At 39.9% G+C, this 17,804-nt stretch carries 17 protein-coding genes and 2 pseudogenes; 14 read left to right on the top strand and 5 right to left on the bottom strand.

The genetic code is table 11. The features are described from left to right. Positions 1-153 precede the first annotated feature (153 nt). Together EWV66_RS18015 and EWV66_RS18010 are read left to right on the top strand one after the other, a co-directional pair. Positions 154-417, top strand: a complete 264-nt coding sequence (locus EWV66_RS18015; RefSeq protein WP_002752205.1) for a hypothetical protein — start codon at positions 154-156, stop codon at positions 415-417. After that, the gene (locus EWV66_RS18010; RefSeq protein ID WP_185236774.1) at positions 414-851 is read left to right on the top strand and encodes a putative toxin-antitoxin system toxin component, PIN family; all 438 of its coding nucleotides are present in this window, start codon (positions 414-416) and stop codon (positions 849-851) included. Before EWV66_RS18015 ends, EWV66_RS18010 begins: the two co-directional genes overlap by 4 nt. Positions 852-891: 40 nt before the next feature. On the opposite strand, the gene EWV66_RS18005 is transcribed toward EWV66_RS18010, so the two are convergent. Next, positions 892-2,262 carry a helix-turn-helix domain-containing protein gene (locus tag EWV66_RS18005; protein ID WP_287108390.1) on the bottom strand — a complete coding sequence of 457 codons (1,371 nt, stop codon included), beginning with the start codon at positions 2,260-2,262 and terminating at the stop codon, positions 892-894. Between the two features lie 356 nt (positions 2,263-2,618). Then, complete coding sequence (locus tag EWV66_RS18000) at positions 2,619-3,044, bottom strand: DUF29 family protein (protein ID WP_185236776.1); 426 nt, start codon at positions 3,042-3,044, stop codon at positions 2,619-2,621. Between the two features lie 291 nt (positions 3,045-3,335). On the opposite strand from EWV66_RS18000, the gene EWV66_RS17995 reads away from it, so the two are divergent. From EWV66_RS17995 to EWV66_RS17985, 3 genes are all read left to right on the top strand, one after another. After that, positions 3,336-4,346, top strand: a complete 1,011-nt coding sequence (locus EWV66_RS17995; protein WP_287108389.1) for a PEP-CTERM sorting domain-containing protein — start codon at positions 3,336-3,338, stop codon at positions 4,344-4,346. A gap of 166 nt (positions 4,347-4,512) precedes the next feature. After that, entirely contained in the window at positions 4,513-4,803 is a 291-nt protein-coding gene (locus EWV66_RS17990) for a DUF433 domain-containing protein (RefSeq protein WP_052275430.1), read from the top strand. After that, entirely contained in the window at positions 4,803-4,967 is a 165-nt protein-coding gene (locus tag EWV66_RS17985) for a hypothetical protein (protein ID WP_002788348.1), read from the top strand. The genes EWV66_RS17990 and EWV66_RS17985 overlap by 1 nt, the downstream gene beginning before the upstream one ends. A 218-nt stretch (positions 4,968-5,185) precedes the next feature. Here EWV66_RS17985 and EWV66_RS17980 read toward each other — a convergent pair. Beyond that, positions 5,186-6,181, bottom strand: a pseudogene (locus EWV66_RS17980) (IS30 family transposase). A 197-nt stretch (positions 6,182-6,378) separates the two neighbouring features. Here EWV66_RS17980 and EWV66_RS24480 point away from each other — a divergent pair. From EWV66_RS24480 to EWV66_RS17935, 9 genes and pseudogenes are all read left to right on the top strand, one after another. Beyond that, positions 6,379-7,482 (top strand): annotated as a pseudogene (locus tag EWV66_RS24480) (tetratricopeptide repeat protein). A gap of 36 nt (positions 7,483-7,518) precedes the next feature. Continuing rightward, positions 7,519-7,731, top strand: a complete 213-nt coding sequence (locus tag EWV66_RS17970; RefSeq protein WP_002760549.1) for a hypothetical protein — start codon at positions 7,519-7,521, stop codon at positions 7,729-7,731. A gap of 412 nt (positions 7,732-8,143) precedes the next feature. Next, the gene (locus EWV66_RS17965; RefSeq protein ID WP_002787527.1) at positions 8,144-8,407 is read left to right on the top strand and encodes a type II toxin-antitoxin system Phd/YefM family antitoxin; all 264 of its coding nucleotides are present in this window, start codon (positions 8,144-8,146) and stop codon (positions 8,405-8,407) included. Then, positions 8,404-8,754: a type II toxin-antitoxin system VapC family toxin gene (locus EWV66_RS17960; RefSeq protein ID WP_287116020.1), complete on the top strand. Its 351-nt coding sequence runs from the start codon at positions 8,404-8,406 to the stop codon at positions 8,752-8,754. Before EWV66_RS17965 ends, EWV66_RS17960 begins: the two co-directional genes overlap by 4 nt. A gap of 844 nt (positions 8,755-9,598) precedes the next feature. After that, complete coding sequence (gene hcp / locus EWV66_RS17955) at positions 9,599-11,227, top strand: hydroxylamine reductase (protein ID WP_072923685.1); 1,629 nt, start codon at positions 9,599-9,601, stop codon at positions 11,225-11,227. 85 nt (positions 11,228-11,312) lie between these two features. Continuing rightward, on the top strand, positions 11,313-12,029 hold the full coding sequence (gene hoxU / locus EWV66_RS17950) for a bidirectional hydrogenase complex protein HoxU (RefSeq protein WP_002752680.1): 717 nt from the start codon (positions 11,313-11,315) through the stop codon (positions 12,027-12,029). 8 nt (positions 12,030-12,037) lie between these two features. Next, positions 12,038-12,433: a hypothetical protein gene (locus EWV66_RS17945; protein WP_002731876.1), complete on the top strand. Its 396-nt coding sequence runs from the start codon at positions 12,038-12,040 to the stop codon at positions 12,431-12,433. 2 nt (positions 12,434-12,435) lie between these two features. Beyond that, entirely contained in the window at positions 12,436-12,897 is a 462-nt protein-coding gene (locus EWV66_RS17940) for a hypothetical protein (protein ID WP_052275635.1), read from the top strand. Positions 12,898-12,974: 77 nt separating this feature from the next. Next, positions 12,975-13,523 carry an NADH-quinone oxidoreductase subunit B family protein gene (locus tag EWV66_RS17935; RefSeq protein WP_002740992.1) on the top strand — a complete coding sequence of 183 codons (549 nt, stop codon included), beginning with the start codon at positions 12,975-12,977 and terminating at the stop codon, positions 13,521-13,523. Positions 13,524-14,132: 609 nt separating this feature from the next. Here the strand turns inward: EWV66_RS17935 and recG are convergent. After that, the gene (gene recG, locus EWV66_RS17930) at positions 14,133-16,601 is read right to left on the bottom strand and encodes an ATP-dependent DNA helicase RecG (protein WP_052275636.1); all 2,469 of its coding nucleotides are present in this window, start codon (positions 16,599-16,601) and stop codon (positions 14,133-14,135) included. Between the two features lie 67 nt (positions 16,602-16,668). Then, the gene (locus tag EWV66_RS17925) at positions 16,669-17,574 is read right to left on the bottom strand and encodes a hypothetical protein (protein WP_002770465.1); all 906 of its coding nucleotides are present in this window, start codon (positions 17,572-17,574) and stop codon (positions 16,669-16,671) included. Positions 17,575-17,804: the final 230 nt, after the last annotated feature.

Genomic DNA, 17,804 nt, shown 5'->3' with positions numbered 1-17,804 from the left:
AGACTTAGCTAGTGGTGAACAGGCTCCTGTGGCTCTGACCGCTCCTGCTATCAATGGTTAATTCCTAGTCTGAATGAAAAGGCACTCCCGCGAGGGGGTGCTTTTTTGTTGTTAGAATTATGATATAGCTCAATGTTAAATGGAGTTAATTTTATGATATCCCCTCAAATTATTGAACTGGAACAAAAGTTACGAAATTTTTCGTTTGAAGATAAACAATGGTTATTAGAACAGTTACACAAGCATTTAGAAGTTTTAAAAGAAAATGTAAATAGAAAACAGGCCAAAGATTTGATTATGGAAACATTAAATGAGGTTCAAAATATGCCCGATAATTGTTATCATGAAGTTTGGCAAAAATTTGATGACGCTTGTGTGAGAATTTCAGGAAACTTAGAAGAATCTGATTTACTATGATGTTTGCTCAAGATTCACCTCTTGTTATTCTTGATACTTCGGTTTTTCTTTCAGCTTTGTTAAGTAAAAATCCTAACAGTGTGCCTTGTCAAATTATTCGTTATTGGAGAGAGGGTAGATTTAAGTTAGTTATTTCTCCTCAATTATTGGAGGAATTGGTTGAAAAACTATTAGTAAAAAATATTGACAGAAATGATATTAAGGATATTTTAACGGCTATTTTTTATACTGCTATCAAAATTCAAGGCATTTATCAAGCAACGCTACTCGATCAGGTTGATCCAAATGATAATATGTTTTTGGCAGCCGCTTACGAAATAGGTGCTGATTATCTAGTTTCTTTAGATAAAAAACACATTTTACCGCTAAAGCATTATCATCATACACAAATTTTATCGCCAAATTTATTCTTACAAGTCTTACAAAATAGTTAAAGATAAAAATGCGATCGCATTTATTTGTAAAGAGATAATCCTAATCGTTAGGATTTCTTTTAAGATAGGATTTAAACACAGGATTAATAGGAAAATAGGACGAGGTTTCTGATGGTAATTTATCCAGTAAACAGCGTCTCATTAATGACTGAATAGCTGCCCAAAATTCAGAAGTAGATAAGTCAAGATTAGCAGTTTTGGGAAACTTTTCTACCGCTTCAGTTTGATTAGCTAACCAGTGTATCACCTTTTTTTCTGTTGCGGATAAACGCTGTAAATGACATTCGATCGAGTCTTCTATATCTACTAAATAAATTTCATTTTTCATTTGTTCTAAAAATAAGGATACTTCTCCATCAAATAGTTCAATAATGGTTGAGGAGATGATATTTAACCAGTTAGGATGACCTTGATAAAGTTCCCTCAGTTCCGTCCATTTCTCCTCACTTTTTAAACCGTATTCTTTGAAGATTTCTTCAAATTCTGTTGTTAAACCTTGCAGGTATAAAGTTTTAATTTTATCGGATTTTAAGGTGACAAAATCTCTGGGAAGTTCCCAACTAATTAAAATCAAACAACTTTGATGAGATGTGGTAGCAATTTGCTGAAAAAATTTATGATAATCCTGACAGTCGTTTAAATATTTACCTGCTAATTCCCCCGGTTTAAAAATATTCTGCACATCATCAAGAATAATTAAACAACGATAGGAGCTTAGATAATCTATTATATCAGGTAAGGGGGTTGATAGAGATTGGGCGAAAAACTGTTTTAGATCATCTTTGAGAGCGATTAATTGAGGAATATTTTCCAGACTGCGATAAATAATATAATCAAATTGTGGGGCAATTTCTGAAATTAATTTAAGGGTTAAAGCTGTTTTTCCAATTCCACTTAACCCATAAATGGTAATTAATCGAGTTTTATTATCTAGCCATTCTTTTAAGGTTGATATTTCTAACTTACGTCCATAGTTATACCTTAATTCAGGAGCTTTTGTTAAGTCAATTATGGGGGATTGATGATCATTATCTGGAAAATTTGAAGACTTTTTTAAGTTGTTTTCTGAATAGGGATTATTTTCTCGACAGATATTTATATGGTTATTGCCGATATTATTACAATGATAGTTAACAAAGTGATAAATAATGGATGAAGCTTTATTTTCTAAAATAGAACGAACATTAGACTTTTTTATATCTTCTTCAAAAACATCAGATAACAGTTGCCATAACTTCCATGCTTCTTTTTTTATATGGTCATAACTGCGCTGATTATCTTTGGCAATTTCTTCGTAATCTTGATGTTCCCAAATACCCTGTAAGATGGATTCTTGCAACGAATCAAGATGTTTACCAGTTTTCTCTAATACCTGTTTATCTGTCCATTCTAAAAGGGTTTGAATATCCATATAAGTAAGTGATAGAACTTTTGTATTACTGTTTGGGATAAGGGAACAGATTTTAGTTTTCTCGTTTTTTTATCAGACTAATAATCATTTTACTTCCCTCTTGCAAGAGATCAATGTATTGCCTACGAACATTTTACCCCATAAAGTCGGGAAGGCCAAACTGTCATAGCAAATCCGCCTTAGACAGTAAAGCTTGTAGTCATATTACTCGTAGGGTGCGCTCTTCAATAGCGTAACGCACCAATTTAATGGTGGTGCGTTACGGCGAATTATTAATTTTGGTTTTTTGACTAAATTGATAGCCGCCTAACGCACCCTACACCCTGTCTGATTTGTTTCCGACTGTCACCTGTTCCTTAATCGGTTAATATTAATGCCAATGCTTGATTAATAATTTGATTTTTATCGATCATAGCTTCAATTTCTTCTGGTTGATATATACCTTCAAAAGCTTCTAATGCCGCTTGTCTTAAAGCCGAAGAATAAGCATCATCTAAGGTTTCTTTTAATTCTTCTGGTGTCAGATAATTTCCTCCAGTTTTACGTCGTTGATTAATGCGTTGAATCTGTTTAACAGAATTAGAAATAGAGGTTTCCCCTGAGCGGGTACTGCGTTTTTCTGCTTGCTGTTTAATCAGATGTAATAGGACAATAATACTAAAGCTAAAAATCTTATTGAGCTTATCATCCTTACTCATTTCTGTCATTTCCTCTACCAAAATCAAGGCATCGGGAACATTGCCAGCTAGTAATAGATTTTTTAACTCTAATAATTCTTCCATTTTTTGCCTTTTTTTACTGATTAACCTCTTAATTTAGTAATTTGTCCTTTACATTAGATATTGTTAAAGTTGGAAAAACAAGCGAAAACTTTTGCCTGTTCTCTTGCCTTATTAACGAAAATTTAGCCTTGTTTCATGAGCCTTGCCCTCCTTTTTGTCACTAAATCCCACTTTATCCCACAAAAATTATTGTATCAGAAAATCCAAAATGGCCACAAATTCCCACAGACAAAACCAAAGTGAACATCTAGATTGTAAGAATCACTTAGTTTTTGGGATTTTTATCAGGTTATGAACAAGATACTAGCTAATTGTATCAGCTTAGGGATCGGATTGGGTGCGATCGGGGTGGCTGTTCCAGTACAAGCCGCCCCTTTTTTTACGGGGTTAGGGTTCTTACCGGGGAGTGTAGAGAGCTATGCTAGAGGAGTATCAGCAGATGGGTCTGTTGTCGTTGGTTTCAGCAATGGTGCTAATGGTCAAGAGGCATTCCGTTGGACACAAGCAACGGGAATGGTGGGACTAGGAGACTTATCTGGGGGTATTACCCGTAGCAGTGCTTTTGGAGTATCAGCAGATGGGTCTGTTGTGGTTGGTCGAGGCTTTAGTTCTAGTGGTGAGGAGGCATTCCGTTGGACACAAGGGACGGGAATGGTAGGACTAGGAGACTTATCTGGGGGTATTACCCGTAGCCGTGCTTTTGGAGTATCAGCAGATGGGTCTGTTGTTGTTGGTGAAAGCAATAGTGCTAATGGTGGTGAGGCATTCCGTTGGACACAAGGGACGGGAATGGTAGGACTAGGGTACTTGTCTGGAGGTGGTGCCGTGAGTGAAGCTTATGGAGTATCAGGGGATGGGTCTGTTGTCGTTGGTAGAAGCGCTAATGCTAATTTTGTTGAGGCATTCCGTTGGACACAAGGGACGGGAATGGTAGGACTAGGAGACTTATCTGGGGGTGGTTTCTCTAGCGTTCCTCATGGAGTATCAGGGGATGGGTCTGTTATTGTTGGTCATGGTGATGAGGCATTTATCTGGAATAGTAGCCAAGGGATGCAGAGCTTAAAACAGGTTTTAACTAATGATTATGGTTTAAATTTAGCGGGTTGGACTTTGATCTCTGCTCAGGCAATTTCTGCCGATGGGTTAACGGTTGTGGGTACTGGAACTAACCCCAGTGGTAATGATGAAGCTTGGATTGCTCGTTTAAATCCGCAAAATAATCCATCTGTACCGGAGCCTAGTTCTATATTAGGGTTAGGACTGTTTTCTCTGGTGGGTTTTTTGAGGAAAAAACGGTCATAATCTAACCTGACTTTGATGGGAAAGTCCATAAACTCCCTATTTTTAGCATTTCAATCAGTTAGCATCTAAATCATTAGATAAAAGGGCATCCTCGAAAAGGGGTGCTTTTTTGTTGTTCGGATGTATCGATCGAGCTACAATAAAAGGGACTTCTCTAGGCGAAAATATGGCTACAGGCATTGATATTAGCGAATTTATTGTGGCTAGTCCGGATATTTGTAATTCCCGTCCCCGGATCGCGGGAACTAGAATCACGATTCAAAGTTTAGTCATGGATCATAAAACGGGAATGAGTGCCGAAGCGATCGCTAAGGAGTATCCTCAGTTAAATCTGGCTCAAATTTATAGCGCTCTAGCGTATTATCACGCGAATAAAGAACAGATAGAGGCCGATATCGATGCTTACCGAGCCGATTGTGAAGACTGGGAATCCCGATATCGAGCCGGTGAATTGTAATGAGTCAAATCCGTCTCTACCTTGATGAAGATGCGGGTCAACGCTCGGTCCTGGAAGCTTTGCGGAATCTGAAGATTGATGTAAGGCTCTTCCGTAATTGTTATGCTAAATTAGTAATTGATTTAAGGCAACAGGCAACAGGCAATAGGGGAAAAAGATATTAAATCGATTATTTCTTTACTCCTGGAAGAAACCCGAATGATTCCTTCTCTTCTTAAAAAACTAAATTCTTAAAATATTTTGCCTATTGCCTTTTGCCTATTTTCAACTGTCAATTTTACATGACAAGTTCAGTAGAACCTTAATTATAAGCACTTACTTATAATTTATCTGGGAAAAAAGTTTAGTAATCTCACTGCAATTATAACAGGATTGGGCCGATTCAAGTCTGAATTGCATCACTATCTGATCTACCTTTATAGAATACCTCATTCGGGGTACGATAGTCAAGACATTTTCGAGGACGATTGTTAATTAAGTTTACGACTCTTTCCACCTCCTCTGGCTTAACAATTTTTAAATTCGTTCTCTTGGGGAAAAATTGTCTTAACAGTCCATTGGTATGCTCGTTTAATCCCCTCTCCCACGAATGATAAGGAGTAGCAAAATAAAAATCTGCTCCTAGTTTCTGACTCAACTCTTGATATCCACAAAATTCTTTGCCGTTGTCACAAGTAAAGGTTTTTCTTTTGTCAGGGTGAATCTCTTGGAAAAGTTTTTCTGTGACTCTATTGATTTCCGATGCGGTTTTGTTTTTGGCTAATCCTGCTCCTAAAAATTTCGAGGCTTTGTACACATGAGTAACGAGAACTCCTAGATGATTGCCTCCAATCATTGTGTCACTTTCCCAATGACCGACCAATGACCGATTTCGGTTTTCTGGTCAGCAATTGCTGGTCGCTCGCTGATATCTACACGCCCTGGAATCCCTCCACGCTTACTTTTTGCTCCATTTCGACTCTTTCTTTTTCCTCGTCCTTGACGTAGGCATTCTTGATACTTTCCACAGTCAAGGGTAGTTTTGATAGATCATTTGATAGATGGTTTCATGACTGAGAGATTCTTGACCAGCTTTTTTCAGACGACCCGCTATTTGTTCGGGACTATGATAATTTTTCAATCCTTCTTTCACCAACTCTAAGGCCGACTCGCTGACATTTTTAAAGGGTTGTTTGGCATTTTTGGTGCGCGTCTCGCTTTCAGCTTGTGCTGTGTCAGGTAGATAGCAGCCGAGAGAACTTTGATTCCTTCTTAATTCTCGTGATATTGTGCTTTGATGACATCCGAGCCAGGCGGCCATTTGCCGTTGAGATAAATTTCCCTCTTGACTAAGTTGGTAGAGCAAGTTTCTTTGTTCTAAGTACCTAGGCAAAATTATTTACACATGACGATCATTGCCCCGTAAGGGTTTTAGCTCGATCGGGCAGGTAATTAATTTTGCATGACTACTTATGTTAAGATGTTGAGGGCTTCGTTTTTGGGTCTGATTTGTTTTTGTTAATGATCGGACACTACCTGATCAGCCTTTCTTTGTCAACTCTTGAGGTTGATGCGTTTCATTTTTGAATTGGCGTTGTGCGCGGTTTAGAAAATGCACTACTGTGCTGCGAAGAAGCAGAAAGTCAAGGCTATGTATTATCGAGTCAAAGTCCGGTTTATGGGGGAACCTGGGCCGGAGTTCCTAAGATTTTAGGCTATTTAAACCTATCTCGTGAGCGATTTGAGCGGCAATTTCCCTTTACTTTAGTATTCTTATTGCCGGAATTTGCCTTGCGGTATTTTATTCGTCGTGCGTCGGATTTTTTTGATTGGTATTCGGGAGTTTATGAATTTCCGACGGATAAGGACATATTGGAAAGAGAAATTAGAAGACTGGTTTATTTAGACGGAGATCTCGATACCTATCAGCAATTCACTCCCCAACAACCACAGGAAAAGTTAGCCGAAATTAAGGCCTATTTAAGCGATTCCCCATCTCTCGATCCTGTTCGAGCATCTGAATTGTGGCATGAAAAAGGCTTAATTCATCAAATGGGAAAAGAATACGAACAAGCGATCGCCTCCTTTGATCGAGCTTTAGAAATTAAACCCGATGACCATCAAGCTTGGTACAACCGAGGGATTGCGTTAAAGAATTTAGGCAGATTTGAACAAGCGATCGCATCCTTCGATCGAGCTTTAGAAATTAAACCCGATGACCATGAAGCTTGGTACAACCGAGGGGTTGCGTTGGGTAATTTAGGCAGATTTGAACAAGCGATCGCATCCTACGATCGAGCTTTAGAATTTAAACCCGATTACCCTGATGCTTGGAACAACCGAGGGATTGCGTTACATAATTTAGGCAGATTTGAACAAGCGATCGCATCCTGGGATCGAGCTATTAAAATTAATTCAAATGATGCTAAGTACCTAGGCAAAATTATTTACACATGACGATCATTGCCCCGTAAGGGTTTTAGCTCGATCGGGCAGGTAATTAATTTTGCATGACTACTTAATGCTTACTACAATAAAGCTTGCTGTTATGGCTTACAAAACAATGTGGAATTAGCTATCGAAAACTTACAACGCGCCATCAATCTTGATGTCGAATATCAAGATATGGCAAAAACGGATAAAGATTTTGATCAGATTCGGGGAGATGAGCGGTTTCAGAGTTTCCTAAATCGAGTATAATAATATATATTTGTATTTTAGCTAAGGAGATATTCTATGACTAATACCTACACAGCTATCATTCAGCCAGACGGAGATTGGTGGATTGGTTGGATAGAAGAAATTCCGGGAGTTAACTGTCAAGAAGCATCTCGTGACCAGTTATTAGAAAGCCTAAAAATTACTCTTAGTGAAGCATTAGAATTGAATAAACAGGAAGCAATTTCCGCTACTAGGGGAAACTACCAAGAAGAGAAAATTGTTGTATGAAACGCAAACAGTTTATCGATCGCGTCCTGTAGGGGCGAAGCATTCGGATAGGAAATCTACGGTTTCAGCGATAAGTTATTGCCCGAATGCTTCGCCCGTACTTTTTCAGCAAGTCCTAGCCATTCTTGGTGGTTTAACCCCCAATTAAATAAAAGATCTGCGATTCCAAGACATACCGGAGTGATAATTATCACAATTGGGCAATTCAGCAATGGGAAAAAGTTGCCAACCCTTTATTAACTTGTGAGGCAGTTTGTGTGATAATTTTTGCTTATGGAATCGTGAAATGCTTATCGGGCAAGACTTTTAGGGCTATTTTGCGGAAGAAAGTATCAGTATAGACCTCGTTTCCACACAGAAACCAGAAGAGCCTGTTTTATTTTGTGAAGTAAATAAAGAGAGAAAATTATTCATGTCAAACAAAACTATTGATCTCAATCAAGTACAGTTAACTTTACAAGAACTACTTGCCTTAATAAAGGTAGATACTGAAATTATTATAACCGAAGGAAACAAGCCTGTAGCTCGTCTAATTCCTTGGGGAGATACTGAAAAAACAACGTCTGAAACTCCTTCTCCTAAGTTACGACAACCAGGACTACACGCTGGAAAAATTAGGACTAGGGAAGATTTTGATGAGCCACTTCCTGAAGAATTTTGGACAGGTGAATCATGAAATTTCTTTTAGATACCCATACATTTATTTGGTGGGATAGCGAACCAGAAAAACTCTCTCAAAGAGCTTTAGAACTGTGTAGAGATCCTAGTAATACGCTATTACTTAGTATTACAAGTATTTGGGAAATGCAAATCAAACTACAACTAGGTAAACTATCACTCAAGATACCTTTAGCAGAAATGATTAATACTCAGCAGGAAACTAACCAAATTGGCCTTTTATCAATTACAGTCAGCCATGTTTTAGCTTTAAATACTTTACCTAACATCCATAAAGATCCATTTGACCGCTTGTTAGTTGCTCAAGCTAATCTTGAAGGCTTGCTGAATAAATGTGAAATATAGACGAGGTAAGGGTTTTAGGGTTCTGTTTTGCTCTCACAGGTGCAAGATTTTGAGAGAATCGTCGTTCAAAACCTTGCGTCTTCATCGGCCCGCGTCCTGTAGGGGCGAAGCATTCGGACAATAACCTATCGGTGAAACCGTAGATTTTCTATCCGAATGCTTCGCCCGTACTTTTTCAGCAAGTCCTAGCTATTCTTGGTGGTTTAACCCCCAATTAAATAAAAGATCTGCGATTCCAAGACATACGGAAATTAGGTATATTCTCGCTAATAAAATCTGCAAAGATATCGGAATACCACTAATAAAATAAATCGTTCATCAGTCTTGATGTCAAATATCAGGATCTGGCAAAAACAGATAAAGATTTTGAGCAGATTCGGCGAGATAATCGGTTAAGTTAAGTAAATAAAAAAAGAGATAACTATCTATGTCGAAAGCAATCCCATCATCAGAGTTAGGCGATAATAACTCTTAAGTTCCAACTTTCTATCCTAATCAGGAGACCGATTGCTATGACACTGGCAAATACCCACCTAAAAATCGAAAATTTCGCTCATTATATCATAAAAATCACCAAAAATACTTAATTTAAATAAGACAACTAAATAATTGTTTAATCGGTAATTCTTGAGGAAATCTAAAATCAGAACCCAACCGGCAAAAAAAGTGAGAGAATAAAAACATAGTTCAGAGAGTAGAGGCTGTCAAGACAAGCTTTCCAGTCGTAAAATCCATAATTCTTGCTGGGTGAGGGCCGATAACTAACTTTCAAAAAAGCAGAATTAAATTTAGTAGAAAAAAATCGCAACAATCTGTCAATCTACTGAAAAAAGAGAGAAAACTTATGTTTTGTGAACAATGCGAACAAACCGCTAGTGGTAATGGTTGTCATCAGTGGGGAGCCTGTGGAAAAAGTCCCGAAGTCAACGCCGTTCAAGACTTATTAGTGTATTGTCTGCGGGGATTAGCATCGGTGGTTTTAAAAGCCAAAGAAGCGGCAATATCTACTCGCGAAGCTGATATTTTTACCTGTGAGGCGCTTTTCGCCACCATGACCAATGTTAACTTTGATCAGCGGCGTTTTACTGATTATATTCAGCGTTGTTTAGAGATTCGGGAAAATTTAAAAGCACAATTGGGATCGCTGGACTGGTCTGCACTTGCTAACTATCAGCCTAATTTTAATGAGAGCCTAGTTAGCCAAGGTCAAGAAGTATCCTTAGAACTAATTGAAAAAGTGCAAGACCTCGATATTTTTTCCCTAAAGTTAACTGCTATCTACGGAGTTAAAGGTCTTGCTTCCTATACTTTCCACGCTCAGGAATTAGGTCAAGAGGATGACTCAGTTTATCAGGTTATCCAAGAGACTTTAGCGGCAATTGATCGCAGTGATTTAAACCTGAATGATTGGGTGGCAATCTGTCTAAAAGTTGGGGAAGCAAACCTGCGAGCAATGGAATTATTAGATCAAGGTCATACCGAAACCTACGGTCATCCCATACCGACAAATGTTCCCTTAAATCCGCGTCTAGGTAAAGCCATTTTAGTCTCCGGCCATGATATTAAACAATTAGCGGCTTTACTGGCACAAACTGCCAATACTGGGATAACAGTCTATACCCACGGAGAATTATTACCCGCCCACGGTTATCCAAAACTCAAAGAAAAATATCCCCATCTCTACGGTCATTATGGCACCGCCTGGCAAAATCAAACTAAGGAATTTGCTAAGTTTCCGGGGGCAATAGTTTTAACTACTAATTGTCTCATGCCCCCCCACGAAAACTATGAAAGTAAACTCTTTACCCTCGGACCTGTGGGTTATGTCCATATTAACCGCTTAGAAACAGTGGACGGTGCGATCGATTTTAGTCCCGTGATTGCTAAAGCGCAGTCATTGCCCGGATTTACTGAAATAAGCGAACCTCGGCAGGTAATGGTAGGATTTGCCCACAATACCGTTCTTAGTGTCGCTGATACGGTGGTTGATGCCCTTAAACAGGGTAAAATCCGTCACTTCTTCCTAGTTGGCGGCTGCGATGGCGCAAAACCTGATCGCAATTACTACACCGAATTTGTGGAACAAGTCCCCGAAGATTGCATCGTTTTAACCCTTGCCTGTGGAAAATTCCGCTTTTTCGACAAACAATTAGGTAGCATCGAAGGATTACCCCGGCTGATGGACGTGGGACAATGTAACGATGCCTATAGTGCCATCAAAATCGCCCTAGGATTAGCCAACGCTTTTAACGTTAGCGTCAATGAGATTCCCCTCTCCCTAATTATCTCTTGGTACGAACAAAAAGCGATCGCTGTACTGCTCACCCTGCTGCATCTAGGTATTCAAAATATCCGTCTGGGACCAACTTTACCGGCATTTATCTCCCCCAACGTCCTGAAATTCCTCTCCGATACCTATCACCTGCAGCCGATTACCACCCCCGCAAAAGACTTAGCCGCTTGTCTAGGTTAAAACTTTCTGTAAAAATCCCACCCTTGGCCACAAATTGTGGCCTATGGGAAGGAGAGGGATATTATCCTCAAGGAGAATAATTTTTATGTCCGTAATCACTTTAAGCATTGATGGTAAAGATGTAGCGATCGAAGCGGGTTCGCGAGTTCTCGCAGCCGCTAGTCAGGTAGGAATAAAAATTCCCGCCCTCTGTCATCTCGATGGGGTTTCCGAAGTAGCTGCCTGTCGCTTATGTTTGGTAGAAATTGAAGGTATTAATAAATTATTACCTGCCTGTGTAACGGAAGTGGCGGAAGGAATGGTGGTTCACACCGATACCCCAAAACTGAAAGAATATCGCCGCATGACAGTGGAATTATTATTCGCTGAAGGTAATCACGTTTGTGCGGTTTGTGTGGCTAATGGTAACTGTGAATTACAAGATTTAGCCATCGAAGTGGGTATGGATCATAGTCGTTTTCCCTACCGTTTTCCCAAGCGAGAAGTGGATATTTCCCATCCTCTTTTTGGTATCGATCATAATCGTTGTGTTCTCTGTACCCGTTGTGTGCGAGTCTGTGATGAAATTGAAGGGGCGCACGTTTGGGATCTGGCCTATCGCGGCGAAAAAGATAAAATTATTGCGGGAATGGATCAGCCTTGGGGCAGCGTTTCTGCCTGTACTTCCTGCGGCAAATGTGTTGCCGCTTGTCCAACCGGGGCGATATTCCGCAAGGGTTCCGCCGTTTCCGAAAAAGAGGAAGATCGATCGAAGTTGGAATTTTTAGTTAATGCTAGGACTGAACACCAATGGACGCGTTAAACTAATCGATGGAGGGTGATAGTGATCGATGGGCGCATTTAGATATCTACGAGCAGAAATTAACCGCCAAGGTAAGGGAGGACTATGATCAGATTATGGGTAATAATCAAGATATCCTAGGGATTGCTGCCCAATACGAAATCTCGGAAATCGATATCCGACGCGCCAAGGATTACGCTTTTGGATCGGGAGTGTCTCGATATCAATTTTTTCCCGAAGGTTTAATGGTAGCAGCTTGGCGAAGACTCGCTGGCGCTCAAGGGAATAATCTTGATCGGATGTTTCTCAATCATGAAATCTACGAATCTGACTTAGTGATTAATCGAGGCTTTTCGCAGCAACAAGCGCATTTACTGGCACAAAAACAATATCCTTGGTCCGATTCAATTCAGCAAACGAGATAATTATGACCACATCACCCGAATCGCAATTTCTGCAAGCCATAGAAATGTGTCAGTCTCTCTCCAATTTGACGGCGCAATTTTCCAGTATTCCTTGTCGGATAATTGAAATTTTGTCTGATGTCAGTCAAGAGCCTAGGGTTTTGTATTCGCTCTTAATTAAATATTCTAGAGAAGTGGATTCCGCTTTAGTTGCCCTAGATATTTATGCCAAAAGTGCTGATAATTGGCGAGTAAAAGATCGAGATAAAACCTGTTCTCTTGGTTTTGGAGTAAAAGACCATTGCACGATTTTAAGCTGTTTGCTCAATTTCGGCAAACGTCCTTTTTCTTTTATTTCCTATACGGGAAATTTTGCATCGGAGGCGATTATTTTTGAGCTACTTAAAGACTGGAAAAATCTAGATTTAGCTCCTTTCTTTGAGGAAAAAATGCAAGAGTTTATCCTGGAGGCAAAAATAGCTTAAAAGAGAATTTCTTTGCGTTTGATCCTTTTGACGAAATTGCAACTCAGCCAAAAAATACCAATCAAGGAATTAAAATTATGTCTAAAATTCGCTTTGCTACTGTCTGGTTAGCCGGTTGTTCGGGATGCCATATGTCCTTCCTCGATTTGGACGAATGGCTGTTAGAATTAGCTGAAAAAGTTGACGTGGTGTATAGTCCCGTCGGCTGCGATCTGAAAACCTATCCGGAAAATGTCGATGTCTGTTTAGTGGAAGGAGCGATCGCTAATCAGGATAATTTAGAACTAATTCATCTAGTCCGTCAAAATACCAAAACCGTCGTTTCTTTTGGTGATTGCGCTGTGACTGCTAATGTTCCCGCTATGCGGAATATGTTGGGAACTGCTGATCCCGTGCTAAAAAGAGCTTATTTAGAGTTAGGAGATAACACACCTCAACTACCAGAAGAACCCGGTATCGTTCCCGAATTATTAGATCAAGTGCTGCCCGTCCATCAAGTCATTCCCATCGATATTTTTATGCCGGGTTGTCCCCCCGATGCGGACAGAATTCGCGAGACATTGATTCCCATTTTAAAAGGGGAATTACCCGTGATGGCAGGACGAGAAATGATTAAATTTGGTTAATTGAATCAGTTATCAGTGATCAGTTATCAGTTATCAGTTATCAGTTATCAGTTATCAGTGATCAGTGATCAGTGATCAGTGATCAGTGATCAGTTATCAGTGATCAGTGATCAGTTATCAGTTATCAGTGATCAGTGATCAGTTATCAGTTATCAGTTATCAGTGATCAGTTATCAGTTATAAGATTTGAGTTTTAAGTTTTGAGTGAGCAGTATGTATTAAGTGAGCCTCATCAAATGGCAGTTTGCTGCTGTCTTTTCGCTGATTACTGATCACTGTTTACTGATTACTGATTGGGTGCATCTCATATTTGTAAAAATACCGACAATCAGCAATTATCAGTGACTCCTAAATTATTACAGATGTGTCAGCAGCCGCGTGTAAGCATCCCACCGAAAAACTAATGCGCGGGGGGTTTGGGGGCGGCGCCACGCCCCCAACGGGGGGTTTGGGGGGTAGAACCCCCCAAAGGCTTGGATTGAGTGATAAAATCGGAAGTAATACGGCCATCCCTTGAGTATGGGCTACATATCAAGAGAGGCACTCATGCAAAACGGAGAATAAATAATCAGTTTTTAATAACTGGATACTGATTACTGAACATCTAAATCAAGTTAAAATATCCGCTCCTAACATCCGTTGATATTTAGCTTCTAAAGCTTGTTTCAAATTGGGCAAAGTGATTAAATGGGGATCATCTAACATAATTTTTTCGGCGGCATCTCTTGCCAAAACTAACACCTCTTGATCCTCCACTAAACTAGCGAGGGCAAAATCTGGTAAACCCGATTGTCGTTGTCCTAAAACTTCCCCCGGACCGCGAAATCGCATATCCATTTCCGAGATAAAAAAGCCGTCTTGGGATTGTTCCAAAACCGTCAATCTTTGACGGGAATTAGCACTATTACTGCCACTTAAAAGTAAACAATAGGATTGATGGGAACCTCTGCCGACGCGCCCCCGTAATTGATGCAATTGTGAAAGGCCAAAACGTTCGGCATTTTCAATTAACATCACCGTGGCATTGGGAACATCCACCCCCACTTCGATAACCGTAGTTGAGACAATAATTTGCAGAATATTATCGCGAAAAGCTGTTAAGATTTCCTCTTTTTCGGCGGAACTCATGCGACCATGGAGTAAACCGATATTAAAATTGGGAAAAATCTTTTCTGATAAATTTTGATATTCTTCCACCGCAGCCCTCACATCTAATTTTTCCGATTCTTCAATTAAGGGAAAAATCACATAAGCTTGTCTGCCTTGGGCAATTTCACGGCGAATTAAATCATAGGCAGCCCTTCTTTGATTGCCATTTAAAGCGGTGGTTTGAATCGGTTGTCTGCCGGGGGGTAATTCGTCAATTTGACTCACATCTAAATCCCCATGCAGGGTTAAAGCTAAAGTACGGGGAATCGGTGTTGCTGTCATGGTTAAAACGTGGGGAGACTCTCCTTTGCTTAATAATCTTGCCCTTTGTTGTACCCCAAAGCGATGCTGTTCATCAATAACAACTAAACCTAATTTGCGGAAATTAACTGCATCTTGAATTAGGGCATGAGTTCCCACTAAAAGTGGTAATTCTCCTGTCTCTAATTGGGCGTGAATTTCTCGCCGTTTAGCGGTTTTTGTGGAACCAGTTAATAATTCTACGGGTAAATGTAAGAGATTAAACCAGCTAACTAACTTACGATAATGTTGTTCTGCTAAAACTTCCGTAGGAGCCATTAATGCCGCTTGATAACCGGATTGTAGGGCTGCTAAAATGGCATAAACTCCGACAATTGTTTTGCCAGAACCCACATCCCCCTGCACAAGACGATTCATCGGGGTGCTAGAATCTAAATCCTCTAAAATTTCCTCAATAACTCGTTTTTGAGCATTGGTTAATTGAAAGGGAATTATCTGATTAAATTGATCAATTAGTTGACCCTTAGCACTAAAAATAGCGCTTTTCTGTGTCTGACGATACTGTTGCCGCCGCCGCAGAAACCCCAATTGTAAAAAGAAGAATTCATCAAAGACTAATCGCCGTCGCGCTTGACTGAGAATCTCGGCATTATTGGGGAAATGAATGTTAGTAATTGCTGTTTTTAAATCGATTAATCCGTATTGTTTTCTTAGACCGAAAGGTAGGGGGTCTTTTATCGCCTCTACTGCCCCAAAAGCGGCGACTACAGCCTTTCTAATTAGGTCGGCGGGTACTCCATCGGTGAGGGGATAAACCGGCAGGATACGCCCGATTTTTAAGGACTCAATACTTGCCCCAGAACTGTCTAATAACTCAAATTCAGGATTTTCTAAAGTTAACCCATATTTTCCCGCTTTGACTAAACCACTAACCGCCACCACCGAACCGACGGGATAGAGTTTTTTTTGTCCTTCTTGCCAAGCACGATTATTATAGCGAGTTCCCGCATAAAAACGGTTTAATTTTATCTGTCCAGTGCGATCCTGTAAGAGCAATTCAAAGATAGCTAACTTGGTGTTTTTGGGGCTAGTAAAACAATTACAGCGCTTGACATTCCCCACTAAAGTTACCGTTTCCCCCTCGGTTAAATTAGCGATATTGACTTGACGACTATAATCCACATGATCCCGGGGATAATAATATAATAAATCTTCAACTTTGTGGAGGTTTAATCTTTCTAAAAGACTGGCTTTTCTCTCTCCCACTTCCGCTAGATATTTCAAGGGTTGTTCGAGGGTGACTTGCCGTGGAGAATTAGCCTTTGCCGTGATGGGAGTGGTATTAATAATTTTCGCCACAGCTGGTTCTTTTGGGGTGGGGGTTGCTTCTAAAGTTTGCCGTAATTGTTGTAAAAAATTGCGAGTTTCGGCGACTAATTGTTGTCTTTGTCTGGGATTAAATTGGGAATATTGGGCAAATTTTTGGGCTAATTCTCGCCAGCGATTTCTCTCACTGGTGGCAATTCCCACGGGAGGATTATCCCCGAAACTAAGACAGAAAAACTCGCTAAAACGGTATTGATTTCCCTGAAGATCGGGATAACCTTTTTCCGCTTCTACAGATAAGGCTTTTTGTAATCTCACCCAGTCGGGTATTTCCCCTTTCATAATTGCCTCTTGATTCCAAATTTCCCAGTATTATGTTTCCCTAATACCTCTGTTTGATTATAACTGATTAATCATACCAACTACTGCGCCACGCCGCTTCCGCTTGAGCGATAGTATATTCTTTGCGAAGGTGATGATATTGTTTACCTAGACGATTTAATTGTTCCCAAAGGGAGCGAATTTGATTTCTTTCGACACTTAAGCGCGTATCAGCAAATTCCAGTTCAGCCATTCGTAGATGAATTGCCGTTACTTTAGTGACTTTGCCACTTGAAAAATTATGATCATCCCCATCATCTTCATCTTCATCTTCATCTTCATCTTTTTCCTCCTCTGGTTCAGGGTTTTTAGCTTCTACTAAAATGTTTAACATATTATTTCCTCCACCTAGGGATTGTCCCTCTTCTCCCGCTTGAATTGCCATATCGATAATTTGACTGGGTAGATGAGGGGGAAGAATATAAGCTTTTTGTAGTTGCTGATTAATTTGTTTGGAGAGATGATTGAGAATCTCGATACAGTTTTTTTCCAGCACTCGACAACAATAAAGTAAAATATCGGGGTTATTAATCTCTCCAGTTGCGGCTAGATTTTCTGGTTTGTTTAGAAAAAGTTTCAAGAAATCTGGGGTATTTTTCGTCTCTGCTGGACTTTTAGAGAATCCTACCCCTGAAAATGTCCCTCGATCGAAGCTCTGCTCGCCCAATTGCTGTAAACTGGCTTTAGCCTCTTGTCCTAGAGCTTTGATCTCCTCTTGTAGTTTCTGACGATTGCTGTGGGAGAGAGCCAGAAATTCCCCCCCATAGTAGCGGGTACAGATATGATACACTGCCCCGATCGCCTGTTTATAGAGAGATTCACCGAGTAAATCAAGATAAATTCGGTATTTTTCCCGCATTCTTTCGGCTAAATTTGCCACTTCCGTTTCTATGTTCCTTAAATCTTGTTGTAGCTTGTTCAGTCTTCCAGTCATAGAAATTTTACCGAGGGAGAAGTTAGCGATCGGCGAATTCTATTATAGCGACTCACTGTCAGCTATAGCGCCCTGACCAGGGGGAGATGTTTAGACTCGATCGGTTGTCAGTTAGGCTCTTCTGGTTTTCGTGTGTTAATTTTTGTTATGAATTAAAGCAAGCAAACAGCTTAAGTCGAAGATGTTCAAAATTGGTAAATCCATAACTCATTCTTTTAATAAGCTTTATT

The organism is Microcystis sp. M_OC_Ca_00000000_C217Col, from assembly GCF_007095585.1.
Taxonomy (GTDB): Bacteria; Cyanobacteriota; Cyanobacteriia; order Cyanobacteriales; family Microcystaceae; genus Microcystis; species Microcystis panniformis.
The sequence above is the reverse complement of the archived record's forward strand: the minus strand, read 5'-3'. Positions and strand labels throughout refer to the sequence as shown.